General features: G+C 66.9%; 24 protein-coding genes. 10 read left to right on the top strand and 14 right to left on the bottom strand.

The genetic code is table 11. The annotated features are described in order from the left end of the window. Nucleotides 1-10: 10 nt before the first annotated feature. The 4 genes from FQ137_RS15095 to FQ137_RS15110 all read right to left on the bottom strand — a co-directional run bounded on the left by FQ137_RS15095 (nt 11) and on the right by FQ137_RS15110 (nt 2,982). Nucleotides 11-862: an ABC transporter permease gene (locus FQ137_RS15095; protein WP_149293449.1), complete on the bottom strand. Its 852-nt coding sequence runs from the start codon at nt 860-862 to the stop codon at nt 11-13. Between the two features lies 1 nt (nt 863). Beyond that, the gene (locus tag FQ137_RS15100; RefSeq protein WP_149293450.1) at nt 864-1,628 is read right to left on the bottom strand and encodes an ABC transporter permease; all 765 of its coding nucleotides are present in this window, start codon (nt 1,626-1,628) and stop codon (nt 864-866) included. Between the two features lie 233 nt (nt 1,629-1,861). Continuing rightward, entirely contained in the window at nt 1,862-2,779 is a 918-nt protein-coding gene (locus tag FQ137_RS15105; protein ID WP_255584405.1) for a 3-oxoacyl-ACP reductase, read from the bottom strand. Between the two features lie 8 nt (nt 2,780-2,787). Next, the gene (locus tag FQ137_RS15110) at nt 2,788-2,982 is read right to left on the bottom strand and encodes a ferredoxin (RefSeq protein WP_149293452.1); all 195 of its coding nucleotides are present in this window, start codon (nt 2,980-2,982) and stop codon (nt 2,788-2,790) included. Between the two features lie 109 nt (nt 2,983-3,091). Here FQ137_RS15110 and FQ137_RS15115 point away from each other — a divergent pair, with 109 nt between their 5' ends. The 3 genes from FQ137_RS15115 to FQ137_RS15125 all read left to right on the top strand — a co-directional run bounded on the left by FQ137_RS15115 (nt 3,092) and on the right by FQ137_RS15125 (nt 6,271). Next, entirely contained in the window at nt 3,092-4,366 is a 1,275-nt protein-coding gene (locus FQ137_RS15115; protein WP_149293453.1) for an acyl-CoA dehydrogenase family protein, read from the top strand. Between the two features lies 1 nt (nt 4,367). Next, a complete protein-coding gene (locus tag FQ137_RS15120; protein WP_149293454.1) occupies nt 4,368-5,438 on the top strand; it encodes an acyl-CoA dehydrogenase in 1,071 nt (356 codons plus the stop codon). 116 nt (nt 5,439-5,554) lie between these two features. Beyond that, on the top strand, nt 5,555-6,271 hold the full coding sequence (locus FQ137_RS15125) for a hemolysin III family protein (protein WP_223146525.1): 717 nt from the start codon (nt 5,555-5,557) through the stop codon (nt 6,269-6,271). 63 nt (nt 6,272-6,334) lie between these two features. Here FQ137_RS15125 and FQ137_RS15130 read toward each other — a convergent pair whose 3' ends face one another. Together FQ137_RS15130 and FQ137_RS15135 are read right to left on the bottom strand one after the other, a co-directional pair. Next, a complete protein-coding gene (locus tag FQ137_RS15130; RefSeq protein ID WP_188065116.1) occupies nt 6,335-7,441 on the bottom strand; it encodes a nitronate monooxygenase family protein in 1,107 nt (368 codons plus the stop codon). A 2-nt stretch (nt 7,442-7,443) separates the two neighbouring features. After that, a complete protein-coding gene (locus FQ137_RS15135) occupies nt 7,444-9,081 on the bottom strand; it encodes an acyl-CoA synthetase (RefSeq protein ID WP_149293456.1) in 1,638 nt (545 codons plus the stop codon). Nucleotides 9,082-9,160: 79 nt separating this feature from the next. On the opposite strand from FQ137_RS15135, the gene FQ137_RS15140 reads away from it, so the two are divergent. Then, the gene (locus FQ137_RS15140) at nt 9,161-9,967 is read left to right on the top strand and encodes a crotonase/enoyl-CoA hydratase family protein (RefSeq protein WP_149293457.1); all 807 of its coding nucleotides are present in this window, start codon (nt 9,161-9,163) and stop codon (nt 9,965-9,967) included. 37 nt (nt 9,968-10,004) lie between these two features. Here the strand turns inward: FQ137_RS15140 and FQ137_RS15145 are convergent, their stop codons facing one another. The 6 genes from FQ137_RS15145 to FQ137_RS15170 all read right to left on the bottom strand — a co-directional run bounded on the left by FQ137_RS15145 (nt 10,005) and on the right by FQ137_RS15170 (nt 17,951). Next, nucleotides 10,005-11,465 (bottom strand): aldehyde dehydrogenase family protein, encoded by a 1,461-nt coding sequence (locus FQ137_RS15145; RefSeq protein WP_149293458.1) that lies wholly within the window; start codon nt 11,463-11,465, stop codon nt 10,005-10,007. Nucleotides 11,466-11,533: 68 nt separating this feature from the next. Then, complete coding sequence (locus FQ137_RS15150; RefSeq protein ID WP_149293459.1) at nt 11,534-11,860, bottom strand: hypothetical protein; 327 nt, start codon at nt 11,858-11,860, stop codon at nt 11,534-11,536. A gap of 484 nt (nt 11,861-12,344) precedes the next feature. After that, a complete protein-coding gene (locus FQ137_RS15155; protein WP_188065105.1) occupies nt 12,345-13,877 on the bottom strand; it encodes an Ig-like domain-containing protein in 1,533 nt (510 codons plus the stop codon). A 482-nt stretch (nt 13,878-14,359) separates the two neighbouring features. Further along, the gene (locus FQ137_RS15160; RefSeq protein WP_149293461.1) at nt 14,360-15,175 is read right to left on the bottom strand and encodes a hypothetical protein; all 816 of its coding nucleotides are present in this window, start codon (nt 15,173-15,175) and stop codon (nt 14,360-14,362) included. A 64-nt stretch (nt 15,176-15,239) separates the two neighbouring features. Beyond that, entirely contained in the window at nt 15,240-16,835 is a 1,596-nt protein-coding gene (locus FQ137_RS15165; protein WP_188065107.1) for an acyl-CoA synthetase, read from the bottom strand. A gap of 81 nt (nt 16,836-16,916) precedes the next feature. Next, a complete protein-coding gene (locus tag FQ137_RS15170; protein ID WP_149293462.1) occupies nt 16,917-17,951 on the bottom strand; it encodes an LLM class F420-dependent oxidoreductase in 1,035 nt (344 codons plus the stop codon). A gap of 90 nt (nt 17,952-18,041) precedes the next feature. On the opposite strand from FQ137_RS15170, the gene FQ137_RS15175 reads away from it, so the two are divergent. Genes FQ137_RS15175 through FQ137_RS15195 form a run of 5 tightly spaced genes read left to right on the top strand, consistent with a single transcriptional unit; the run spans nt 18,042 to nt 22,700 of the window. Then, a complete protein-coding gene (locus FQ137_RS15175) occupies nt 18,042-19,052 on the top strand; it encodes a Zn-ribbon domain-containing OB-fold protein (RefSeq protein ID WP_255584406.1) in 1,011 nt (336 codons plus the stop codon). Nucleotides 19,053-19,061: 9 nt separating this feature from the next. After that, entirely contained in the window at nt 19,062-20,123 is a 1,062-nt protein-coding gene (locus tag FQ137_RS15180) for a thiolase domain-containing protein (protein WP_149293464.1), read from the top strand. After that, on the top strand, nt 20,120-21,322 hold the full coding sequence (locus FQ137_RS15185) for a thiolase domain-containing protein (protein ID WP_149293465.1): 1,203 nt from the start codon (nt 20,120-20,122) through the stop codon (nt 21,320-21,322). The genes FQ137_RS15180 and FQ137_RS15185 overlap by 4 nt, the downstream gene beginning before the upstream one ends. Further along, entirely contained in the window at nt 21,319-21,795 is a 477-nt protein-coding gene (locus FQ137_RS15190; RefSeq protein ID WP_149293466.1) for a nuclear transport factor 2 family protein, read from the top strand. Before FQ137_RS15185 ends, FQ137_RS15190 begins: the two co-directional genes overlap by 4 nt. Nucleotides 21,796-21,797: 2 nt before the next feature. Continuing rightward, the gene (locus tag FQ137_RS15195) at nt 21,798-22,700 is read left to right on the top strand and encodes a TIGR03619 family F420-dependent LLM class oxidoreductase (protein ID WP_149293467.1); all 903 of its coding nucleotides are present in this window, start codon (nt 21,798-21,800) and stop codon (nt 22,698-22,700) included. A gap of 75 nt (nt 22,701-22,775) precedes the next feature. Here the strand turns inward: FQ137_RS15195 and FQ137_RS15200 are convergent, their stop codons facing one another. After that, nucleotides 22,776-23,780, bottom strand: a complete 1,005-nt coding sequence (locus FQ137_RS15200) for an alpha/beta hydrolase (protein WP_149293468.1) — start codon at nt 23,778-23,780, stop codon at nt 22,776-22,778. Between the two features lie 201 nt (nt 23,781-23,981). Beyond that, entirely contained in the window at nt 23,982-25,229 is a 1,248-nt protein-coding gene (locus FQ137_RS15205) for a cytochrome P450 (protein WP_149293469.1), read from the bottom strand. 173 nt (nt 25,230-25,402) lie between these two features. Between FQ137_RS15205 and FQ137_RS15210 the strand changes: the two genes are divergently transcribed. Further along, nucleotides 25,403-26,569, top strand: a complete 1,167-nt coding sequence (locus FQ137_RS15210; protein ID WP_149293470.1) for a steroid 3-ketoacyl-CoA thiolase — start codon at nt 25,403-25,405, stop codon at nt 26,567-26,569.

A 26,569-nucleotide genomic window follows, 5' to 3' on the forward strand; every position in this document is an offset into this window, starting at 1 on the left:
CCGTATCCCCCTAGCCCGACAGGTTGAAGTTGCCGTCCCCGCCATAAATGGCGAGGGATACCAGGAGGGTTACGGTGACGACGGCGATCAGTGAGGTGCGGACGGCGTTACCGACCGCCGATCCGACGCCGGCGGGTCCGCCCGCGGCGTTGTAGCCGTAGTAGGTGTGGATGAGCATGATCGTGATGGCCATCGCGATCGCCTGAACGAACGACCAGAGGATGTCCGACGGGATGAGGAACGTCGAGAAGTAGTGGTCGTATACACCCCCGGATTGTCCGTAGATGGTCACGGTCGCGAACCGGCTTGCGAGGAAGGAGGCGATCACGGCCAGCGAGTAGAGCGGGACGACCGCGATCATCCCCGCGACGATCCGCGTCGAGACCAGGTAGGTGATCGAGTCGATCGCCATGACCTCGAGCGCATCGATCTCCTCCGACACCCGCATCGCGCCGAGTTGCGCCGTGGCACCGGCGCCGATCGTGGCCGCGAGCCCGATCCCGGCGATGACAGGCGCCGCGATCCGGACGTTGATGAACGCCGCGAAGAATCCGGTCAGGGCCTCGACCCCGACATCCGTCAGCGAGGAAAAGCCCTGCACGGCGATGACGCCACCGGTTGCCAGTGTGAGGAAGCCGACGATCACGACGGTGCCGCCGATGATCGCCAACGCCCCGGCGCCCATGGCGATCTCGGCGATGAGCCGGAGCGTCTCCTTCGGGTACTGGGTCAACGCCCGGGGCGTCGCCACGAGGGCACGCCAGAAGAACAATGCGTGGTCGCCGAAATCGTCGAACCTTCCGACGGCACTACGCCGGGCCCGTGTGAGTCGTGGGAACCGGGTGGTCTCGATGACAGTCATCTCACGCCCCCAGAACCTTCACTCCGACCGCGGTGAGCACGGTGTTGACGACGAACAGTGACATGAACGCGAACACGACGGTCTCGTTGACCGCGTTGCCCACGTCCTTCGGCCCGCCACGAACGTAGAGGCCCTTGTAGCACGCAACGAGGCCGGCCAGCATGCCGAACATTCCGGCCTTGATCTGGGCGAGTACTAGTTCTCCGAATCCGGTGAGCAGCGTGATCCCGTTGACGAACGCACCCGGGTTGACGCCCTGCAGCAGGACCGAGAAGAGGAAACCGCCGAGAATGCCGATCGTGATGACAAGTCCGTTGAGCATCAGGGCCACAAACGTCGAGGCGGCAACGCGGGGCACCACCAGGCGTTTGACCGGATCGATGCCGAGAACCTCCATGGCGTCGATCTCCTCGCGGATGGTCCGGGCACCGAGGTCGGCGCAGATCGCTGTGGCACCGGCCCCGGCGACGATGAGGACGGTGACCATGGGCCCGACCTGGGTGACGGCGCCGAGCGCGGCGCCTGCCCCGGACAGGTCGGCCGCTCCAATCTCTCGGAGCAGGATGTTGAGCGTGAAGCTGACCAGCACTGTGAAGGGGATGGCCACCAGGACCGTGGCCAGCATCGACACCCGCGCGATGAACCACGACTGCTCGACGAATTCCCTGCCCTGGCGGACGATTGACGGGAACGAGACGAACGTGTCCAGAGTCAACGCGAAGAACTCGCCCACTCCCCTCAACGGCGTGTCGAGAAACTTCGCCATGGAGCCCCCTCCCCTTTTCCCCGGACCGGGTCACACCCACCCCGAACAAGCGACCAGTTTGGTGTGATCCCGCTTACACAGTAACGAGAACACGTTCTCGTAGGCAAACCACGTCAGCACGCGGACACGCGCTTTCACCGCCCCCGTGCGGGGACACTAACACGCACACTCTCCAACGAAGTGGTACACGGCACGGCCCGCCGAGGCCCGCACCGTGCACCATCTGCGCTCGGTCAGAGCTTCATGATCTCCGCGGCCGAGAACGACTTGTCCTTCGGACGGTCGGCCCAGTGCCCGGCTACCGCGTCGGCGAACGCGCGGCGGTCCCAGACGCCGTCCTCGGCATCGAACCGCTTCTCCACGACCGGAGCCTCCACCAGTGCAACCATCCCGCCGTACACCACGAACAACTGACCGGTGACCTCGGCTGCCGAGGGCGAGGCCAGGTAGGAGACGAGATCGGCCACGCGGTCCGGCGACAACGGGTCCGGCCCCTTGGACTCGTCCCAGGCCTCGAAGACGTTCTCGGTCATCCCGGTGCGACCACGCGGCGCGATGGCGTTGGCGGTGCAGCCGATTCGCGAGAGGACGCGGGAGGCCGACAGGGTCAGCGCGGTGATGCCAGCCTTCGCCGCGCCGTAGTTGGCTTGTCCGGGCGGGCCGAACAGCCCGGCCTCCGACGAGGTGTTGATCAGGCGGCCGTACACGGGCGCGTCTGACTTCTTACTCTCGCCGCGCCAGTACGCGGCCGCGTTCCGGGTGAGGAGGAAGTGTCCGCGCAGGTGCACCTTGATCACCGCGTCGAAGTCTTCGTCAGAGAGGTTGAACAACATCTTGTCGCGGGTGATGCCGGCGTTGTTGACGACCACATGGAGGCCGCCCAGCTTCTCCGCCTCGGCGACCATGGCGTCCGCGGTCTCCCGCTCCGAGACGTCTCCGACCACGAGCGCAGCCTTGGCTCCAGCCGCCTCGATGTCCGCGATCACCGCGTCCGTGGCGTCCGAGGAGCGGATGTCGTTGATGACGACCCCCGCCGCGCCCGAGCGGGCGAGGTTGACGGCCTCCGCCGCGCCCAGGCCGGAGCCCGAACCGGTGACGACGGCGACCCGGCCATCGAGAGAGAGATCCTGATCCAGAGACTGCTGCGTCACGTCTGTGTTCACTCCTTGACCTTGAGTGCGGCCATCGGGCACTTCTCGACGGCCTTGAGAGCCCGCTTCTGGTGCTCTTCCGGCACCTCGTCGACGATGACGCGCACGATCTCGTCGTCGTCGTTCAGTTCGAAGACCTTGGGGGCGAGGCCCACGCACACGGCCTGCCCCTCGCAGCGGTTGGGATCCACTTCAATCCTCATGCCCGTCCTCCCGGGTCGGACCCACGGCCACTGTGGCCACAGGCGTGGTTCGATAGTATGTGAGACACGACACTAGAACGCGTTCCACTAGCCGACGAGTTTAGGCCATATGGATATCACCTTGAGCGCAGACCAGCATCGGCTCCGCGACGAGCTGCGTGACTACTTCGCGCGGTTGATGACGCCGGAGCGCCGCGAGGCCTTTGCGTCCACCACCGGGGAGTACGGTCACGGTGACGCGTACCGCGAGATCGTCGCCGAGATGGGCCGGGACGGCTGGCTCACCCTGGGCTGGCCGGAGGAGTTCGGCGGGCACGGTCGGCCGATGATCGACCAGTTGATATTTACGGACGAGGCCGCCATCGCCGGCGTCCCCGTGCCGTTCCTCACCATCAACTCGGTGGCCCCGACCATCATGGCGTTCGGCTCCGACGAGCAGAAGAACTACTTCCTGCCCCGCATCAGCCGCGGCGAACTGCACTTCGGCATCGGTTACTCCGAGCCCGACGCCGGGACCGACCTGGCCTCCCTGCGCACGCGCGCCGACCGCGAGCCGGGGACCGGTGACCACACCGGTCAGGACGTCTACCGGATCAACGGTCAAAAGATGTGGACGTCCCTGGTGGCGTACGCGGACTGGATCTGGCTGGCCGCGCGCACCGACCCGGATGCCCCGCGCCACAAGGGCATCTCGATGATCGTCGTTCCCACGGACGCCGACGGTTTCTCCTGGACCCCTGTGCACACCATGGCCGGTCCCGACACCAGCGCCACCTACTACCAGGACGTGGTGGTGCCCGCGAGCAATCTCGTGGGCCCGGAACACGGCGGGTGGCCGCTCATGACCAACCAGCTCAACCACGAGCGGGTCGCGCTCACCTCCGCCGGGCCGCTCCAGGCTTCGCTGCGACAGGTGCTGCAGTGGGCGCGCTCCACACCCTCCGCCGAGGTGGGGATGTCGGGCGGCGGCACCGTGATCGAGCACGAATGGGTGCGCACCCACCTGGCGCGTGTGCACGCCATGGCCGAGTACCTGGCGCTGCGCAACTGGGAAATCGTCTCCGCGGACGCCGCCGCGCCCACCCGGATCGCGGCGTCGGCGACCAAGGTGTACGGCACCGAGACCGCCTGCGAGGCGTACCGGCTGCTGATGGAGGTGCTCGGATCGAGCGGCTATCAGCGATCCCACTCGCCCACCGCGGCCCTGCATGGACGCATCGAGCGTTTGCACCGGTCCGCGCTCATCCTCACCTTCGGTGGCGGCACCAACGAGGTGCAGCGCGACATCATCGCCGCCGCCGGGCTCGGGCTGCCGCCGGCGCCGCGCGTTGCCCCTGCGGTCAGCACCGACCGCCCATCCAGCACCGCCCGTAAGGAGCGCTGATATGGATTTCTCCGTCGATGACACCACTGCGGAGCTCACCGCCCTCGTCCGCGCCATGGGTGAGCGGCTGGTCACCGACGAGTCCCTGCGCGAGCTCGACGCCCGCTTCGGTCCCGGCACCGAATCCGGCGGCGGCGACCGCTCCACAGCCCGCGTGCACACTCGGTTCTGGGAGGAGCTCGTCCGTGCGGGCGTCCCGGCCGCGCTCGCCCCGGAGTCACTCGGGGGGGCCGGGCTCGGCGTGGTCGGCGAGGCGCTGGTCCTGCGCGAGCTGGGCCGCGTGCTGGCGCCGGTCCCACTGTCCCCCGCGATCCGCGCGTCCCACCTGCTCGCCGCGGCGGGCCTCGCCGATCGTGCGACCACCGTGGCCGAGGGCCACCAGATCGCGGCCGTGGCAGACGGTCCGCTGCGTCCCGGGGCGGAGGTGGACTGGGCGCCGGTGGCCGACGTGATCGTCCTGCCGTCCGCCGAGGGGGTGCACGTGGCAGACCGCGCCGAACTCACCGTGGAACGCACGGTTCCCGTCGACTTCTCGTGCGCCGGACTCGTCATCGGCGACCTTGGCCCGGCTGTCCCCCTGCCCTCAGAAATTCTCGACCTCGACGCGCTGCGCCGGCGGGTGCATCTGGCCGCCTACCAGTGGGGGGTGGTTGAAGCCGCCCTCGAGCGCACCGCCGCGTACGCCACCACCCGCCACCAGTTCGGTCGGCCCATCGGCACGTTCCAGGCCGTCGCCGCCAGGCTGGCAGACGGATCGATCGACGTCGACGCCGTGCGCCTGACCACCCTCCGCGCCGCCTATGAACTCGACGCCTGTCGCGGCACTCCCGGCCCGACCGCACGGTCCGCCGTCGCCTCGGCGCACTTCTGGGCCTGCGACGCCGGCCACCGACTGGCACACACCGCCGTGCACGTCCACGGGGGGGTCGGCCTGGACCGTTCCGAACCCGTCCACCGCTACTTCCTCGCGGCCAAGGCTGCCGAGTTCCGGCTGGGGGGCGCCACCCGGCAATTGCTCGACCTAGGCGACGTATTGGTCACGCACGGTGATCCCTGGGATAACTCGGCGTAGGCGGAGCAGTTCAGATGGTCGCGTATCTCGCAGCACGGCCGGTGACACGCCCTGCGACTGCACCAACACCGTGGGGGCCTTCATGACCGTCTGAGGACCTCGGTAGGTTTCAGTGCGTGGATCCCGTAGTAAACACTGACCTCCAGCACGTGGATGGCGACCCCGTCGCTGACGATGACGACTTCGGCATCTCCGCCCCGGTCCCGCCCAAGCCGCTCCTTCGCGGGTGGATCCACGCGGGCACCCTCCCAGTGGCGATCGCGTTGGGCGTGGTGCTCACCGTGCTCGCGGATGGCGTCGCTCTGACGTGGGCCTGCGCAGTATTCCTGGCCACCTCGTCGCTACTGTTCGGGATTTCGGCGCTCTACCACCGCATCAACTGGGGGCCGCGCGCCGCCGCGCTCATGCGACGGCTGGACCACTCCAACATCTTCCTACTCATCGCCGGGACGTACACACCCATGGCGGTGGCGGCCCTGAGCCCGTCGACCGCGGCGATCTTATTGCCGCTTGTGTGGTCGGGGGCGCTGCTGGGGATCCTGTTCCGTCTGTTCTGGTTGTCCGCGCCGCGCTGGCTGTACGTGATGCTGTACATCCTGCTGGGCTGGACCGCGGTGTGGTTTATCGGTGACCTCATCCACGCCAACCTCGCCGGTGTCATCCTGGTCGTAGCGGGCGGGCTCGCGTACACCGGCGGCGCCGTGGTCTACGGACTCAAGCGGCCTGACCCCTCGCCGGGCGTTTTCGGATTCCACGAGGTGTTCCACACGTGCACCGTGGTCGCGTTCGCCTGCCACTGGGCGGCGATGCTGCTGTTCGTCCTCCAGACCTGACCCTGACGTCCCCTCCCCCGCCCAGCGCGAACCCAGCCACCATCCACCGACGGAGCGGTGCGATCAGGCCAGGGTCGAGCGCAGTCGCTCGACGGCTGCCTCGTACTCGGCGACGATCTGCGTCATGGTCTCGGCGACGGGCACGACACCGTCGAGTGAGCCGATGATCTGTCCCGCCGGCATGGCCACGACGTCGGGGTCCTGCGCCTCGGAGATCCGCTGGTGGGCCTCGGCGACGAGGATGTTCTGCAGCGGCATAGGAAGCGGGTCCGGGGCGTCAGCCGCCGCCCACGCCTCGGTCCACTTGCTCTTCAGTAGACGGGCGGGTTTGCCGGAGTAGATGCGGGTGCGCACGGTGTCGCGGCTGGTGGCGGCCACCAGCGCCTGCTGCATGGCCTTCGAGCCGCCGTCGTCGCCGTACTCGGCGGCGGTGAGCCAGCGCGAGCCCATCCAGGCGCCCTGCGCGCCCATGCCGATCACGGCCGCGACCTGGGTTCCGTCTCCGATGCCGCCGGCGGCGAGCACGGGGGCGCGGCCGTCGAGGGCGCGGACGATCTCGGGCACCAACACCATGGTGGCGACCTCACCGGTGTGCCCGCCGGCCTCCCCGCCCTGGGCGATGACGATGTCGACACCATTGTCGACGTGGGCGAGCGCGTGCTTTGTGGCGCCAGCGAGCGCCGCCACCTTGAGTCCGGCGGCATGGCATTGCTCGGTGACCTCGACGGGAGGGGATCCGAGCGCGTTGGCGATGAGGACTGGCCGGTGCGTGAGTGCGACGTCGACGTGCGATTGGGCGACTGAGTGCAGCCAGCCGAGAACGCCGGCGTTGTGTGCGGCGTCCTCCCCCAGCGGCGGCACGCCGAGATCGTCGAGGACCCGGGAGACGAACGCGGTGTGCTCCGCGGGGATCATCGCGCTCAGGTCCATGCTGCTGCCCTCGGTGGGCACCTTGTTGGGCATCACCACGTCGACGCCGTACGGTTTGCCGTCGGTGTTGGAGTCCATCCAGGTGAGGACCTCGTCGAGTTCAGCGGGATCGTTGTAGCGCACGCAGCCGAGCACGCCCATGCCACCGGCGCGGGTGACGGCGGCGGCGACCGCCTTGGACGGGGTGAATGCGAAGATCGGGTACTCGATCCCGAATTGCTCTGCGAGAGGGGTCGTGATGCTCACTTGCTGATCACCTGGCTCGCGTCGGCGGCTCGGGATGCGGCGATCTCCACGGCCCAGCGGTAGTCGGGCTTGCCGGCGGGAGTGCGTCTGACCTCGTCCACCACCCACAGTGACCGCGGGCACTTGTAGCCGGCGATCTCCTTTCGCACGACGGCGTTGAGCTGGTCGAGGGGCGGGCACCGGCCGTCGCGGGTCCGGAGCACCGCGGCGACTCGCTGTCCCATTCGTTCATCGGGCAGCCCGATCACCAGTGCGTCGTAGACCTCGGGGTGCGTCTTGAGGGCAGCTTCCACCTCTTCCGGGTGGACCTTCTCGCCGCCGGTGTTGATGGACACCGATCCTCGCCCAAGCATGGTGACGGTGCCGTCATCCTCGACCCGGGCGTCGTCGCCGGGAATGGAGTATCTGGTCCCGCCATAGGTTCTGAACGTGGCCGCGGTCTTGGCTTCGTCCTTGTAGTAGCCGATCGGGATGTGCCCGGTGCGCGCGAGTTTGCCGACGATCCCGGATCCGGGTCCGAGCTTGTTGCCGTCGTCGTCAAGGACGGTGGTCTGACCGTCGATCCGCACTCGGGGGCCACCGGTGTGGGTCTTGCCCTTTTCTGCCAGCGCGATGCCGGAGAAGCCGGTCTCGGAGGCGCCGACCGAGTCGGAGATCATCGCGTGGGGAAACGCCTCGATGAATTGATCCTTGACCGCGGGCGAGAACAGCGCCGCAGAGGAACTGAGGTAGAGCAACGACGACGAGTCGTACTTCTGCGGGTCCCAGGCTTCGATCAGCGGGCGCGCCATGGCATCCCCGGTAATGAACATGAGATTGATCCGGTGCTCTGTCAGGGCCTGCCAGACATAGGCGGGATCGAACTCGGGGACGAGCACGCTGGTGCGGCCATTGAACAGCGCCATGAGGATCGCCCACTGGGCGCCACCGTGGATGAGTGGAGGCAGTGCCGCACTCACCAGCGGGCCGGCGTCCACTGCCTGGTCCGCCAGCGCCCACTCGTCCGCGATGCGTTCGCCGGTGAGGAAGTCGATGCCGCCGCCGAGGACCATGAACACGTCCTCCTGTCGCCACATCACTCCCTTCGGTGAGCCGGTGGTGCCGCCGGTGTAGAGCATGTAGATGTCGTCGTTCGACCGCTCCGCGAAGTCTCGTTCGGGCGATTGCGCGGCCAGCGCGTCGTCATAGTGGGCGATGGTGACCCCGTCTGGCACGGCCGGATCGGGTCCGTCGGTGCCGTCCTCCACGACGAGGCAGTGCCGCACCTGCGGTGTCCGGGGCAGCGCTTCGGCGACGGTCTCGGAGTAGCGGCGTTCGTGAATCACCGCTACCGCGTCGGAGTTCTCCAGCAGGTACTGCAGTTCGGCAGCCACGTAGCGGAAGTTGACGTTGACCATGACTGCGCGGATCTTGAAGATCGCGACCATCGCCTCGACAGCCTCGACGGTGTTGCGACTGTAGAGGGCGACCTTGTCGCCCGGGCCGACGCCCACCGACTGCAGGTGGTGCGCGAGTTTGTTGGCGCGCTGCTCGACTTCTGCGTAGATGAATGATCGATCACCCTGGATGAGGGCGACTCGGTCCGGCACGCGGTCGACACTGTGCTCGACGAGATCTCCGATGGTGAAGGCCATGGCATCAAAATAGAACGTGTTACGGTCGGCCGGTGCCGATCGAGTGATATCGGCCACATCAGCGAATCGTGGAGGCCTCATGACCAGCGCAGTCACACCAGACGACCAGCATCTGCTCACGGAGCGGCGCGGTGCCGTGCTCGTGGTGACGATGAACCGCCCCGAAGCCCGCAATGCCTTGTCCGGTCCGATGATGCGCGGCATGGAGGCGGCCTGGGATCTGGTGGACTCCGACCCGGAGATTCGGGCGTGCATTCTCACCGGGGCCGGCGGTTACTTCTGTGCGGGTGCGGACCTCAAGTCGATGAATGAGACGGCGCCGGGCGACAAGTTCGCGAGCGGCGGGTGGGATCTGAGCCGCCTTCCCGCGCTACTCAAGGGTCGCCTCCTGACCAAACCGCTCATCGCCGCGGTGGAGGGCCCCGCGATTGCGGGCGGTACCGAGATCCTCCAGGGCACGGACATCCGCGTTGCCGGCCGCTCGGCCAGGTTCGGCGTCTCGGAGGCGCGCTGGGGCCTGTACCCGCTCGGCGGCTCGGCTGTGCGTCTGCCGCGCCAGATCCCGTACACGGTCGCCATGGACATCCTGCTGACGGGACGCCACCTCAGTGCCGCGGAGGCTGAGCGGGTCGGGCTCATCGGCCGCGTGGTGGAGGATGGCACCGCCCTGGACGCGGCGCTGGAGATCGCCGATCTCATCGCCGCCAACGGCCCACTCGCGGTGCAGGGGATGATCGAGACCATCCGCCGCACCGAGGGGATGCACGAGGAGGAGGCGTTCCGCGTGGACGCCGAGGTGGGTGGCCGCGTATTCGCCTCCGCCGACGCGAAGGAGGGCCCGCGCGCCTTCGCCGAGAAGCGCAAAGCCGTCTTCCGGGGAGAGTGATCCTCCGCGGGGGTCGCCGACCCCCGCGGAGCTGGACTCAGCCCAGGAACTTGGTCCGCAAACGCATCACATTGAAGTACATCGAGGCCTGCTTTTTCTTGTCGGGCCCGAACGGCGGGACCATGAATTCGGCCGCTGAGTAGTTGAACGAGTGCAGCGCTACCGCACGCTCGTGGGTGAACGTCCGGAAGCCGTAGTAGCCGTGGTAGGAGCCCATCCCCGAGTTTCCGACGCCGCCGAACGGGATCGCCGAGGAGACCATCCCGATCCCGAAGTCGTTGCCGTAGATGTTGCCGGATCGGGTGCGGTCGGCCACGGTCTCGAAGCGCTCGTTCTTCTCCCCGTACCAGTAGAGGACCAGCGGGCTCGGGCGGGCGCTGACGTACCGGATCGCCTCGTCAATGCTCTTGTAGCCGAACACCGTGAGAACCGGACCGAAGACCTCGTCGGAATCGATGTCCATGTCTGGGGTGACACCGGTGAGCACAGTTGGTGCGATCTTGCGGGACACCGGATCCGGGAGCTTCTCCCCTGCCGGCGCGGCCTCGTACTTGGTCGCGCCCTGTGCAACCGCATCCTCCACCAGGCCGACGATCCGCTCGTAGTTGGAGGTGTTGACGGTGGCCGTGTAGTCGGGGTTGCCCACGATGGCGGGCAGCGAGGTGCGCCACTGGTCCAGCACTGTCTCGCGGAAGGTCTCGACCGAGTCCTCGGGGACAAAAACGTAGTCCGGGCACATGCAAACCTGGCCGCCGTTGACCAACCGGGAGGACGCAATGTTGCGCGCCGCACGGTCGATGTCGGCGCTGCTGTCCACGATGACGGGGTTCTTGCCGCCGAGCTCGAGCGTGACGGGGGTGAGATGTTCGGCCGCGTCCTTGGCGATGGACTTGCCGACGCCGGGCGAGCCGGTGAAAAACAGGTGGTCGTAGGCGAGCTTGGAGAAGTCGGCACCGCGGCCGTGCTCAGGTCCGGCGATGGCGAGTTCGTCCACCGCAAAGTATTTCGGCGCCAGCCGGCACAGCACCTCGGTGGTGCGGGCGGTGACCGAGGACGGGCGGATCATCACCCGGTTGCCGGCCGCGAGCGCGGACCCAGCGGGCACGATTGTGAGGTAGAGCGGAAAGTTCCAGGGCCCGATGATCCCCACGACACCCTTCGGATCGTGTCGAACCTGCTGGTGGAACCCCACCCGGTCCAGTGCACGCGAGATGCGCGTGGGCTTCATCCACTTCTTGACGTGGGAGCGCTGATGGTCGAGGTCCGGGATGGAGGAGGCGATGTCCGTGAGGAGGGACAGGGTCTCGGGACGTGAGCCGTAGTCCTCCCGCATCGCCTCGGTGAGCTCGGCGGCATTGTCCAGGACGAGTCTCTTGAGCCGGGAGATGCGATCGCGGCGGACCTTGGCGCTCGGCTGCGGGTCCGCGAGGAACGCTTGCTGTTGCCGTTCAAGAATTTGATCGAGCGTGAGGTCACGTGCGGTGGGGGTGGTGGCCATGCGTCCAGGATAGAACGTGTTCTCGCGCGGGGCGAGCGGACGAGTCGCACTCAACGAGTTGGCGGCCTTCATTCGCCACACGGTGGGGGTCGACGCCGACGGCCCGCCTCCCCGAGGGGTGACGGGCCGTCGATGAGGTGCGGATTAGCCTCGACCGTTTTCCACGCGTGGACCGGGGGCCTGCGCAGCCGCCCTGCCACTTCGTTCTGCTGGCTCAGCAGGAGCCCGAGGGCTGGCGGAAGTGGCGGCATGTCAATCTGCGGCAGCGGTATAGCCCCGGTGTTGATGCCGTAGATGATCCCGCCGATCGTCAGTGCACTGAGACCGAGCGATCCCACGGCCAGGGAGCCGGCGTCACCTCCGCCCAGCGATCCGGACGAGCTGCCCGGGCCCATTGAGCCCGTTTCCCCGCTCGAACCGAGCGAGCCATTTTCTTCTAACGATCCGCTAGAGGACCCAACGAATCCTTCGATCGACCCCAGAACGCCCGCTCGGAGAGAGCCCGACCCCACGGACTCACTGGTCGAACCTGCCACTACCAGCGAACCGGCGACAGAGCCTGCCGGGAAGCCGGGCGAACCGAACAAGTTTCCGATGAAGTCACCGATCGATCCGAGAACCCCATCGCTGCCTTCGCCGCCGAGCGAGCCTGAGCCGATCGACCCGATTCCACCTGGGACAGCCGTTGCCGTGACGGTCGAAGTGGCAGTCTCCGTCACTGTCGACGTGGCGGTGCTCGTAACTGGTTTAAGGAGTTCACTCAGGAACCGACGATCAGTGTCCTGTGGTGACATCACGCACAAGCGAACACGGTGCCCCACCGCGCGAACGCGATGGGGCGATGGGGCACCGTCAGACTGCTGGAGCCGGGAGGCCGGATCAGCCCCCGAGGGAGCTCAGTGAGCCGCTCGACATACCGCCCGACTCACCACTGAGGCTGCCGGTGATCGAACCGAGGCTGCCCGAGCCGTCGCCAGGCGTCCCGGGGTCAGTCGGGTCGGTCGGCTCGGTTGTCGAGGTGATCGTCACCTGGATGGTGCCCTGCGACGGGAGGACCGTGTCGGTTCCCGAGAACTCCGCACGAACGGTGCGCACTCCCTGCATCTCCGGCTTCCAATCGAGGGTGGCTACACCGTTCTCCCCCACGGAAGCCTCACCGATAAACGTTCCACCGTCGTAGAAACTGACCTTGCCACCGGCCGACGCCGGGTCCACGGTGGCCCGCAGCTTGATAGTCTCCCCGAGCTCGGTCATGTCTACCGGAGCGAGGGCGACCGAGGAGGACTCCATATCCGCCGCCTTCGGCGCAACGTTGACCAACTTACCTTCAGCGACCGACGGCGCAACACCAGAGCGACCACTGAACTCGGCATCGATCGAGCGGCCACCCTCCGTGGCAGGAATCCACTGCGTCGTGACGACGCCACTAGCGGAAACCTTGACCGAATTAACGACCTGCCCCTGCTCCTTGAACGTCACAGTGCCACCCTCGCCCACCGGCGCCACCGTGGCTGAAAGCTCCACAGGCACTCCGACCTGGGCAGAAGCCGGCGCGGTGAGGTTCACAGTCGACTCAACTGTTGCAGCAGCGACGGTCACGTCCCTGGACGTGGACTTCCCGAAGTGGGTGCCGGTCTGAGCGAACGTGGCAACGACCGTCTTTGTACCCGACGACGACGGGGTCCACTCCGTGGAGGCTTCGCCTCCGGCCACCTTGCCAGTGAGAGTCTGACCGTCAACCGCGAAACTAATCGTCGAACCTTCAGGAGCGTCGGTCTCGACCTTGAGCGTGCTGGACTTGCCCACCGTGGGGGATGCGGGGGTCGCGAGGAAGAGCTTGGACACCGCGGCGCGATTGACGGTGATCGTGGGGCCCATGGTCAGCGAATCGGACTCATTGTCTTTGAGTGTGCCGTTCCACGACATGCCACCTGATGCAAGCTGGCCTGCGTCACAGTTCACCACATACTGCGCTTCCAACTCCAGTGGATCGGACACCGGCACGTTGAAGTGGGCGCGGATCGCGGTGGAAGTAGGTGCCGCGAACTCGCGTGGCTTCGTGCTCGGGCTTTCCCAATTTCCGCCCAGTGCCTTCCATCGAGCAGTGCCGTCAACGTAGTTCATACACGCCGGGGTTGTGTCCTGGATCCAGTAGTGGGTATTCCCAATCCACAAACCATTACTGTCGATGATCTTCGATGTAACAGTGACCGTGTCGCCGTGGGTGACAACTTTCTGGCTGACAGTCCTTTCATACTCCAGGCTTTGAGTATTGAGCTTATTTTGATATCGGCCTGGCATAGTGATCGACTCCGCACTCGCCGTACCGGCACCTACGACCGCCAGGGCTGCCCCCGCCATCGCCGTCGCGCTCGCCACAGCGAGCGTGCGGCGGATCGTTGCTTGCCTCATTAAAACTCCCCTATTCCAGCACATCCGGCGCGAATAGTGCCCGGCCATAGGAGACAAGACACGCGCAATGTGACGCATACAACTATAGCGGCCACATAACGAAATGGAAACTTTATTGAACAAGCTTCCAATTGGCCCCCGAAGCATCGCCGAGCCGTAGCAGTCCCCGGATACACATTGGCGCGACGAGTCTCATCTGAGCGATGACCTAACAGTCACGCTCTCACCAGTCACTCTCCCTCAAGTCTTGGAGTGCACTCGTAGCCATCCTGTCCAGCAGGTTGCCGCACGGGACCAGCAGGTCTGCTCAGCGTCGATTAAGCGGGCTCGCGAAGGTCAACTGACCCAGTAGAGCCGGGGCATCTACTCGCGCGGATGTCTCGATCGATCGCAAGGACGCTTCTTGCGTAACAAAATGCCAGAACCCGCTGACCACAATGTTGATCAGCGGGTCCGGACCTCGATCAGACCCCTTTAAAAGCTCAGCTAAGGCCGATGAGCTTACCGAGGTTAATCTGGTTGATGATGTCGGCAATGAAGCCGGACGGATCGGACGAGATCTGCGACCCCGTCGAGCCACCGTCTGCCGAGCCGGTAGCCGAACCGAGGCCAGCTCTCTCCAGCGATCCGGTCACCGTCTCCACGGGATTCTTCTCACGGACCTTAATGCAGACGCCCATATCGTCGCGCTCGGTATCCGGCTCCAATCCGCTGTACCCAACCACCATCCCACTTGGCACATTGAGCAGGGTTCCGGGCTTCGCGTCCTCCGCGACCTTGTAAGTGAAGACAGCGGTGACGTATCCGTTCGTCATGGCCCAGCCGACACCGGCGGTGTTCCGAACAGTCGCACGAGTCGGTGAGTCAGCCGTCACCTGCACGGGGTGCGTCTGATGCTTTCCATTGATATGCCACGCCTCGACCGTCGCACTTTGAATCTGCAGTTCTTCCGGATGAATATCCGTGATCTTCTTCGTGCCGAAGGCCGTAAGTCCCGCGGTCAGCTTGATTTCCGTCTTCACCGTGCCACCCGGCGCGACTTCAGCATCAAAAAACTTCTTGTTGTAGGTCCACGTGCCGTCAGTGAAAGACCCAGTCTGGGTACATTCCTCGGCAGCCTGCGCGATGGCCGCCGGCGCAACGACTCCAAGTCCGGTTGCAGTGAGGGCGGCAGTAGCCGCGAGCGCGCCAATACGACGAACAGTCTTCAAAGTGACTCCCTTGGGGAAGATGGGGCGCTGCCGCACCGGCACCTCAAGTGCGCTTGCGTCGATTTCCTGCGCCGTGACTTTCGTCATCAGATTAGCACCTGAACGACGGCTAAGTGAAACATGTTCCACCAAACGTAACGTTTGAGTCGACCTACGCCCAGTACGGCTCCTTAAGCGTCCGCTTGACCAATTTGCCGTTGGCCTGGCGGGGCAGCTCCTCCACCACGTCGATCGAGCGCGGCATCTTGAACTTGGCCAACCGCCCTCCTAGGTCGTCGAGGATCTGCGTCTTGAGCTCGTCGGACTCGGTGTAGCCCTCTGCCAGCTCGACGACTGCCTTGACCTCCTCGCCCCAGTCGGGGTGCGGGATCCCGAACACCGCCGCGTCGCGCACAGCCGGGTGGCGGGTCATCTCGGACTCGATCTCGGCCGGGTAGATATTCACGCCGCCGGAGATGATCATGTCGTTCTTGCGGTCACACAGGAACAGGTAGCCGTCGGAGTCGACGTATCCGATGTCGCCCATCGTGAACAACGAGCCGACATAGGTCTTGGCCGTTTTCTCCGCGTCCTGGTGGTACTCGAACTGGGATCCGTGCATCTGTAGATACACGTTGCCGGTCTCGCCGACGGGCACCTCCTCGCCGTCGTCGTCGAGGATCTTGAGCGTGGTTGTCTTCCACGGCCGCCCCACGCTGCCCGGCTTGCGCAGCCACTCCTCACCGGTGATCGTGCAGCCGCCACCCTCGGTGCCGGCGTAATACTCGGTAAGCACCGGCCCCCACCAGTCGAGCATCGCCTGCTTGACGTGCTGCGGACACGGGGCAGCGCCGTGGACGATCGTGCGCAGGCTCGACACGTCGTACTTCGCGCGCACATCCTCGGGCAACTCCAGCAACCGCGAGAACTGGGTGGGCACCATGTGTGACTGCGTCACGCCGTGGGCATCAATGAGTCGCAGCATCTCCTCGGGTGACCACTTGTCCATGAGCACTACCGTCTGCCCCAAGTGCAACGAGATGGCGACAAAGTTGAGCACCGCCGTGTGGTACAGCGGCGAGCCGCAGATGTGGACATTGTCCGAACCCTCGATACCGAAGCCGGCGAAGAAATAGTAGTTGGGCACGGTGATCTGGTCGGGGCTCGCGCCGGTGAGCGGACGGCGCACGCCCTTGGGCCGGCCGGTGGTGCCCGACGTGTAGAGCATGGGGGCGCCCAGGGTTCGCGGCGACGGCAAGGGGTCCTCCCCCACCATCGGTGCAGTGAGCTCGGCCAGCGGCCTGAACCCCGGCACGTCCCCGATCGCAAAACACCGCGCCGAGTCGAGACCGGCCTCGGCCGCGGCAGCCGTGGCGACGTCGGCGAACCGCTCGTCGGCCACGAACACCGTCGAGCCCGAGTTCTCGATGATGTACGCCACCTCCGGACCGGTGAGATGCCAGTTCGCGGGAGCGGTGTACACGCCGATCTCCAACGCAGCGAAGTACACCTCAAGGAAGCCGATCCCGTTGGGCGCCAGCAACACGATCCCGTCGCCGGCCCCCAGACCGAGCTCACGCAAGCCCCGGGCGCGGCTGTGCGCAGCGTCCACGAGCTCGCCGAAACTCACCTCGCGGCCCGAGTCCTCGATCACCGCGACACGGTCCGGATCGGCCTGGGCTATCCGGTAGACACTGGTGACGTGCTGCCCCGTGCGGGGATCGAGGACTCCGGCGTCGGCGGGCACGGTCGGCGTGGGTGAACTCATGACAGCCATGTTAGAACCTGTTCTACTGCGCCGTCAGGGGTTCGCCTAGCGCCCCCGCGCCGACCGGGCCGCCCCTCGCCCCTAGTCGAGCAGCCGCCCAATCGCCTCGATCTCCTCGACCGACCCGGCCGTCACCACCAGCATCGTGATGCCGGCGGCCTCCCACTCGGCAATCTGCTCACGCACCGACGCCTCGTCACCGATGATCGCCGTGGCCTCCACCATCTCGTCCGGCACCGCGGCGGCGGCCTCGTCCTTGCGTCCGGTCCGGAACAGTTCAGTGATGCGGTCAACGTCCTCGCCGAACCCCATCCGACGGAACGCCTCGGCATGGAAGTTCTTCTCCTCCGCGCCCATACCACCGGCGTACAGGGCGGTGAACGGCTTGTACGCGTCGATCACGCTGCGGCGGTCGTCAGTGATGTGCAACTGGCACAGGAACGCCACCTCGAAATCCTCGCGGGTGCGCCGCGCGCCAGGCCGGGCAAAGCCCTCGTCGAGCCACGAGTTGAACTCGTCGGCCGTGCGCGGGGAGGCCAGGAAGCCCAGCCAGCCGTCGGCGATCTCGGCCGCCAGCGCCACGTTCTTCGGCCCCTCGGCGCCCAACCAGATGGGCACATCAGCGCGCAGCGGGTGGACGATCGACTTCAGCGGCTTACCTAACCCGGAGGCGTCCGAGCCCTGGTACGGCAGCGCGTAGGCGGGCCCATCCGAGGTCACCGGTCCCTCGCGGCGCAACACCTGACGGATGATGTCGATGTACTCGCGGGTGCGCGCCAGCGGCTTGGAGAACGGCTGCCCGTACCAGCCCTCCACGACCTGCGGACCCGAGACCCCCAGCCCCAGACAGAAGCGACCACCGGACAGGTGGTCCAGGGTCATCGTGTGCATCGCCGTGGCCGTGGGTGTGCGCGCCGAGAGCTGCACTACCGCGGTGGACAGGCGGATACGCTCCGTGAGCGACCCGTACCAGGCCAGCGGGGTGAACGCATCCGAACCCCAGGCCTCCGCGGTGAAGACGGTGTCAAAGCCCGCCTTGTCCGCTGCCACCACGAGGTCGGCGTGATTGGTGGGCGGCTGCGCGCCCCAGTATCCGAGCTGCAACGCGAATTTCATATCCATATTGTGACCCACGTCGCTGCGGCAACGTGACCCCGGCCACCGGAAATCACACGCAGACAAGTGGAACGTGTTCTACTCGTGGGTGTGACACCTCGCGAGATCGTCGTCGACATCACCCCTCCGGACGAGCCCGTGCTGTCTGCCTCGCTCACCCCCTCCTTCGATTACACCCGCTCGACCGGGCCGATCCTGGGCGCGTTCTTCACCGGCCTGCGGGACGGCCGCCTCGTCGGGGTGCGCGACTCCCGCGGCGCGGTCCACGTGCCGCCGGTGGAATTCGATCCGCACACGCGCGAAGCACTGACCGAATTCGTGGACATCGGTTCCGGCACCGGAATCAGAGGCGTCGTCGTCACGTGGACCTGGGTCCCCACCCCCACCGCCGTCAATCCGCTCTCGACCCCCTTCGCGTGGGCACTCGTCCGCTTCGACGGCGCCGACACCGCCATCCTCCTGCCTCTGGTCGCCGACGGACCCGAGTCGGTGAGCACCGGGATGCGCGTGCGCCTCCAGTGGGCGGCCGAGCGGGTCGGCTCCATCCACGACATCGCCTGCGTCGTCGCCGAGAACACCGACGACGACGAGGTGGCCGTCACCCCGCGGGCCGGGGATGAGCCCGTCACCAGCATCGTGACCCCGATCAGCCTGGCGGTCACCCACACCGCCGGCCCCGCGGAGAGCGAATTCCTCCGCGCCATCGTGCAGGGGCGCATCCTCGGCCGCCGCCGCACCAATGGTCCCGAGGTGTACGTGCCGCCGCGCGACTACTGCCCCTCCGACGGCGTCGCCATGGGCGACTACGTCGAGGTGGCCGACCACGGCACTGTCACCACATTCGCGATCGTCAACGTGCCATTCGCCGGCCAGCAGGTCACGCCCCCGTACGTGACCGCGTACATCCTGCTCGACGGCACTGACGTCCCCATCCAGCATCTGGTGTTGGGCTGCGACGCCTCCGAGGTCCGCATGGGCATGCGGGTGCGTGCCGTCTGGGCGCCCGAAGCTGAGCGTCCCGCCTCGATGAAGGCGATCACCCACTTCACCCCCAGCGGCGAACCAGACGCCGATCCCGACTCCTACGCCAAGCACCTGTAGAGGACCCCAGTGACCACCACCGCCCCCAGGGACGTGGCCGTCGTCGGTTTCGCCCACGCCCGCCATACCGCGTCCACGTTCGGCACCACCAACGGCGTCGAGATGCTCGCGCCCGTGTTCGCCGAGTGCTATCGGCAGACCGGGCTCGGACGCACGGACATCGACTTCTGGTGCTCCGGGTCCTCGGACTATCTCGCCGGACGCGCCTTCTCCTTCATCTCCGCGATCGATTCGATAGGTGCCGTGCCGCCCATCTCGGAGTCGCACGTGGAGATGGACGCCGCCTGGGCGCTCTTCGAGGCCTATCTCAAGATCGCCTCCGGGCAGGCCGAGACCGCACTCGTCTACGGATTCGGCAAAGCGTCCGCCAGCGCCGACCTCGACACCTCGCTCGCGCTCCAACTGGACCCCTACACGGTGGCGCCCCTGTGGCCGGGACGCCACCACATCGCGGCCCTCCAGGCCCGCGCCGGCATCGACGCCGGCCGCTGGTCCGAGGCCGAGATGGCCGCCGTCGCCGCTCGCGCAACCGGCCGCGACGAAAAAACCCTGCTCGCCGACCCCTACGTGGCCGACCCGTTGCGCCGCCACGACTGCCCACCCGTGACCGACGGGGCCGCCGCCGTGATCCTCGCCTCCGCCGACCGGGCGGGCGAACTCACCGACACCCCCGCCTACATTGCAGGGATCGAGCACATAATCGACTCCGCCGAGTTCGGGGCCCGCGATCTCACCGACTCCCCCTCCACCCGGGCCGCCGCCGTCCGCGCCACGGGATCAACAACCGACCGGCCAGACTTCGGCGGCGTCGGGATCGCCGAGTTACACACCCCATACACCCATCAGGAACTGCTGCTGCGACACGCGTTGGGAATCGGCGGAAGCGTGGCCGTCACCCCGTCCGGCGGCTCCCTGCGTGCCGACCCCCAGTTCTCCGCAGGGCTCGAGCGGATCGGCTACGCGGCGGATGCCGTGATGTCGGGACGCACCGAACGCGCACTGGCCCACGCCACCAGCGGTCACCTACTCCAGCAGAACCTCGTCTGCCTCCTGGAAGGACGAACCGCATGAGCGCCCGAACCACTCGCCCGACCCACTCCTCCGGTCTGCCCGCCGCCGTTCTCGGCACCGGCCAGACGCACCATGTCTCGCGCCGGTCCGACGTCTCCATGGCGGGACTGTGCCGTGAAGCCATCGACGCCGCCATGGTCGATGCCGGCGTCGGCTGGGACGACATCGACGCCGTTGTGGTGGGCAAGGCCCCCGACATGTTCGAGGGCGTCATGATGCCGGAGTTGATGATGGCGGACGCACTCGGCGCGGTCGGAAAACCGCTCCTGCGGGTGCACACCGCCGGCTCGGTGGGCGGCTCCACAGCAATCGTCGCCGCCAGCCACATCCAGTCGGGCCGCTACCGGCGGGTCCTCGCGGTGGCATGGGAGAAACAGTCCGAATCCAACGCCATGTGGGCGCTCAGCCTCCCGGTCCCGTTCACCGCCCCCGTCGGCGCCGGCGCCGGCGGGTACTTCGCACCCCACGTGCGTTCCTACATCCGGACCTCGGGCGCCCCCGAGCACATCGGGGCCATGGTGGCCGTCAAGGACCGACTCAACGGGTCGATCAACCCGCACGCGCACCTCAAGCAGCCCGACATCACCGTCGACAAGGTCCTCGCCGGGCAAATGTTGTGGGACCCGATCCGCTTCGACGAAACCTGCCCCTCCTCGGACGGCGCCTGCGCGATCGTCATAGGCGACGAAGCAGCGGCCGAGGTCGTCGAGGACGCGGGCCGCTCGGTGGCGTGGATCCACGGCACGGCGCTACGCACCGAGCCGGGCACGTTCTCCGGCCGCAACCACCGCAGCCCGCAGGCCGGCCGCGACGCCGCCGCCGACGTGTGGGCCCAAGCGGGCATCACCGACCCCGCCGCGGAGATCGACGTCGCCGAGATCTACGTGCCGTTCTCTTGGTTCGAGCCGATGTGGCTGGAAAATCTGGGCTTCTGCGGTGAGGGCGAGGGGTGGCGCATGGTCGAGTCCGGCGCCACCGCGCGCGACGGCGCTCTGCCCGTCAACCCGTCCGGTGGCGTGCTGTGCTCGAATCCGATCGGCGCCTCCGGAATGCTCCGCTTCGCCGAAGCCGCCCGACAGGTGATGAACCGCGCCGAGGAACACCAGATCCCCGGAGCTCGAAAAGCCCTGGGCCACGCCTACGGTGGCGGATCGCAATACTTTTCCATGTGGGTCGTCGGAAAGGACCGCAGTCAATGACTAACCCCTACCAGGACGCCGAAGGCAACTACCGGCCGCTCGAGATGAGCGAGGCCGCCACCGCGCACCCCGCGTATGCCGCTGCGCGTGCGTCATGGGTCGCCGTCAACGCCAAGGACCGCGAGACCTGGCTCGGACTGTGGTCGCCAGAGGGACGGATCGAGGACCCGGTCGGCCAATCGTTCCTCGACCCCGCAGGCGAGGGACACTCCGGCCCCGAGGGGCTGGCCGAGTTCTGGGCCAAGGCCGTCTCCACCCCCGACCACATCGAGTTCCGATTCGACCGCGCCACCGCAGGCGGCGACGAACTCCTGTGCATAGGCACCATCCGCACCCACATGGGTGACCAGATCATGGACGCCGCCGGTGGCGTCATCTACAAGGTCGACAGCCAGGGCCGCATGCTCTCGCTGCGCGCCTTCTGGGAGCCGGACACGGCCATGACGACCCTTCGACCGAACAGTGAGGCCTGACCATGAGCCGTGTGGCAGACGCAGAATTCTCCATCCCCGTCTCCTTCTCCCCCGTCAACCAGTACATCGAGATGGCACAAGGCGCTGAGGCCGCCGGCTTCGACCGGGTTGTCCTCCCCGATTCGCTGTTCCACCCCCGTCGGCAGGACAAGGACTACCCGTACACCCCCGACGGCTCACGGATGTGGGACGAGAACACCGAGTGGGTCGAGCCGCTCATCGCCTGCGCCGCTATGGGTGGGGCCACCTCCACGATCCGGTTCAGCCCACAGGTGCTCAAGGTCGGTCCGCGCAATCCGCTGCTCCTGACCCGGCAGGTCGCCTCCGTCGCGCTGCTCACCGGAAACCGGCTCGACCTGGGCGTGGGCATCGGGTGGGACCCCAACGAGTTCGAGTGGTGCGGCGCACCGTTCAAGGGCCGTGGCAAGCGCACCGATGAGGCGCTGACCATCATGCGTGAGGCGTTGCGCGGCGAGTGGATGGAGTTCCACGGCGACCACTTCGACTTCGACGAACTCATTTTCACCCCGGCACCCTCCGAGCAGGTGCCGTTCTATGTCGGCGGCCACACTGAGATCGCGCTCAAGCGCGCGGTCCGGATCGGCCAGGGGTGGACCAGCGCGATGATGAAGTTCGACGAGATCGTGTCCACCGTGACGCGGCTCGGCGAACTGCTGGAGGCCGACGGCCGCTCGCTAGCGGACCGCGGCGACGGCAAGCCCTTCGCGATCCAGGTGGTCTGCATGGATCGCTACGGCACCCGCGGCTTCGCCGAACTGGCCGAGGCGGGCGTCACCGACATCATCGTGATGCCATGGATGATCGAGGGCCACGGCTTCGACGCCCCAGTCGCGCAGAAGCTCGAGTCCATCGCCAAGTTCGGCGAGAAGTACGGGCTGACCTGACACCCGAGTCCGGACCGCAGGCGCTGCTGCCCCACCCGCGCACCTCGCGGGTGGGGCAGCAGCGACTGACCCGTCTCAGACCGGCAGGTGAGCAGTGATGTCCGCGAGGCAGGCGAGCATCTCTCGATGCGTGTCCTCGGTGGCCTCGAGATGCATGAGATGGCCGGCCCGGGGAACGGAGCGGACCATACGCACCTCGTCGTGGTAGCGATTCAGCTTCGATAGCGGGTCGCGCCCGTGGAAGCCCTCGAGATCCGGGTCGTGCTCCGAGTAGAGGAGGTAGAACGGGACCGGGTTGGTCTGCCGCTCGAACGTCTTGCGCTCACGCCAGCTCACGTCCATCGCCCGATACCACTGCAACGGGCCGGCGAACCCGGTGCGGGTGTACTCCTCCTCGTAGACGTCCATCTCCTCGACGGAGAGCCACGGCCACGGCAGGGGCGGCGCCTCCGGCAGCGCATCGAGATAGGACGATCCCGGTGGGTGCTGCCAGACGTCGAGATAGTGGTAGTCCGCGGACAACGCCCAGAACACGCGGGTGAGGAATTCCCGTTCGCGGCCCGCCAGGTCCGCCTCCGCCACGCCTGGCTGCACGAAGTAGTGCAGGTGGAGGAAGTGCTTTTTCGCCATCATCGCGGCGCCCTCGAGCGGCGCGATCTCGCCGAGCGCCCCCATGAACGGGTTCTGCATACCGATGACCGCCCGCACGCGACCCGGTTCGAGGTGGCAGGTGTCGTAGGCGACGCCCGCGCCGTAGTCGAAGCCCACGAGCACGACGCGGTCTGCTCCGGCGTCGTCGCAGATCGCGATCACATCCGCGACGGCCTCGCTGGGCGCGTACGCGGCGACGTCGCCGGGGGCATCGGAGCGCCCCATCCCGCGGAGGTCCGGGGCGATCACACGCCAGCCCGCCTCCGCGAGCACAGGGATCATGCGATGCCACGCGTACCGAAAGTGGGGGAACCCATGGAGGAGAACCACGGTGCCCACCGGGTCCGAGACCGCGTCGGCCGCCAGGGGTTCTTGGAGAACGTAGTGCAATCGCACGCCGTCGCGGGTGATCTCGCGGTGTTGCAGCATGGGCGCCATTTTGCCAGTTCAGCGGTCGATTGTGAGCCCGAATCGTCCGATTCCTCGAGCCGGGTCATCGGCCCCGTAGGGCGCTCGGGGTCCGACATGGCCGCGAGGCCCCGGCAGCCGCCACTCAGGCGGCCACCGGGGCCTCGCGCGCTGGATCAGCCGAGCGCCGCTCGGACACTACTCAGCGAAATGCTCGTCAGTTCAGTGCGCGACCGGGCACTTGAAGTCGACCGGCCATTCGGTGATGCCGTTGAGCCAACCGGAACGGATCCGCTTGGACTCGCCGAGCGACTCCAGGTTCGGCATGTGGTCGGCGATCGCGTTGAAGATCAGTTCGATCTGCAGCTTGGCCAGGTTCGCGCCGATGCAGTAGTGCGGACCCTGACCGCCGAAGGTCAGGTGCGGGTTGGGGTCGCGGAGGATGTTGAACGTGAAGGGGTCGTCAAAGACGTCCTCGTCAAAGTTCGCCGAACCGTACATCAGGGCGAGGCGGTCGCCCTTCTTGATCTGCTGGCCGCCCAGTTCCAGGTCCTCGGTCGCGGTGCGCTGGAACGAGGAGATCGGCGAGGCCCAGCGCAGGATCTCGTCGTAGGCGGTCTCGGGACGCTCGGACTTGAACAGTTCCCACTGGTCCGGGTTGTCGAGCATCGCGATCATGCCGTGGGTGGTGGCGTTGCGCGTTGTCTCGTTGCCGGCCACGGCCAGCAGGATGACGAACCAGCCGAAGTCGTCGGCCGAGAGCTTCTCCCCGTCGATGTCCGCCTGGATGAGCTTGGTGATGAGATCGTCCTGGGGGTTCTCCTCACGGTCCGCCGCCAGCTTCTGCGCGTACTCGAGGAGCTGGGCGGACGCCAGCGTCGACGCGTCGGCGAGTTCCGGCACGTCGTAGCTGGTCATGAGGTTGGACCACTCGAACAGCTGGTGACGGTCCTCTTGCGGGACGCCCAGCAGTTCGGCGATCGCCTGCAGGGGCAGCTCGGAGGCCACCTCGATGATGAAGTCGCCCGACCCCTTGGCCGCGGCCTCGGTGACGATCTTCTCGGCGCGCGCGGCGAGCGTATCGCGGAGCTTCGCGACGTTGCGGGGGGTGAAGCCCTTGGAAATGATCCGGCGATGCTTCTTATGCTCCTCGCCATCCTGGTTGAGGATGAGGAAGCGCAACATCTCGATGATCGCCCGGTCCGTCCCTGGCGCGAAGCGCGGCACAGCGGTGTTCTCCCAGGCGGAGAAGACCTCGTTGGTGCGCCGCGACACCTCCTTCACGTCGGCGTGCTTCGACACCACCCAGTATCCGGCGTCGTCGAAGCCATCGGCGGACGGATCCGCCTTCTGCACCCAGTGAATCGGCTCCGCTTTACGGAGTTGTGCCCATTCAGGGTGCGGAAGCCGCTTTTCATAAAGTTCCGGATCCGTGAAGTCGAAACCCTCTGGGATGGTAACTGGCTGCACTGGTTCTCCTTGACCGCGTCGGATGCGTCTCGTGCTCCACGACCGATGCACGACGGCGGAGTCTGCAGACCCGCCACCCGAAAGGTAATCTAGAACACGTTCTACGCACCATACTAGAACACGTTCACGGCAGGCTACTGTCTCCGACACCTGCCATACACGAAAGGACAGTCATGGGTAATCCCGTCATCGTCGAGGCCGTGCGCACTCCCATTGGCAAGGCCCGAGGTGCACTGTCCGGCCTGCACCCCGCCCACCTGTTGGGCGCCTCCCAGAAGGAGGTCATCCGGCGCGCCGGAATCGACGCCTCCCTCGTGGAGCAGGTGGTGGGCGGCTGCGTCACACAGGCCGGGGCCCAGGGCAACAACGTCACCCGCGGCGCCTGGCTGGCCTCCGGGCTGCCTTGGCAGACGGCGTGCACGACCATCGATTGCCAGTGCTCGTCCGCCCAGCAGGCCAACCACTTCATCGCCAACCTCATCCACGCCGGGGCGATGGATGTCGGCATCGCCTGCGGCGTGGAGTCGATGAGCTGGCTCTCGCTGCGTGCGGCGGTCGGCAACGGCGAGAACGGCATGCCGCGGCCCGACGACTGGTCGGTCGACCTGCCCGACCAGTTCACGGCCGCCGACCGGATCGCTCAGCGCCGGGGCCTGAGCCGGGCCGACCTGGAGGAGCTGGGCGTCCGGTCCCAGGACAACGCGAAGCGCGCGTGGGACGAGGGCCGATTTGATCGTGAGACCTTCGCCGTCGACGCCCCCGAGCGCCTCAAGGACGGCACCTACACGGGCGAGACCGTGACGGTCACCCGCGACCAGGGCCTGCGCGACACCACCGCCGAAGCGCTCGCCGGACTCAAGCCGGTCATCGAGGGCGGTATGCACACCGCGGGCACCTCCAGCCAGATGTCCGACGGCTCGGCCGCCGTCCTTCTCATGGACGAGGACGTGGCGCGTGCCCACGGACTGAAGCCGCGGGCCCGGATCGTCCACCAGGCACTGGTCGGCGGTGAGCCCGAGTACCACCTCGACGGCCCGGTTCAGGCCACCCAGCGGGTGCTGGACCGCTCCGGAATGTCGATCTCAGACTTCGATCTCTTCGAATGCAATGAGGCGTTCGCCTCCGTGCTCCTAAGCTGGGCGCAGGTGCACGGGCCCGACATGGACAAGGTCAACGTCAACGGCGGCGCGATCGCGATCGGCCACCCCGTCGGCAGCACCGGGTCACGGCTCATCACCACCGCCCTGCACGAACTCGAGCGTACGGACGGCGAACGCGCTCTCATCACCATGTGCGCGGGCGGCGCCCAGGCCTCGGCGAGCATCATCGAGAGGATCTGA

It is taken from the genome of Dietzia sp. ANT_WB102 (assembly GCF_008369165.1).
GTDB lineage: Bacteria > Actinomycetota > Actinomycetes > Mycobacteriales > Mycobacteriaceae > Dietzia.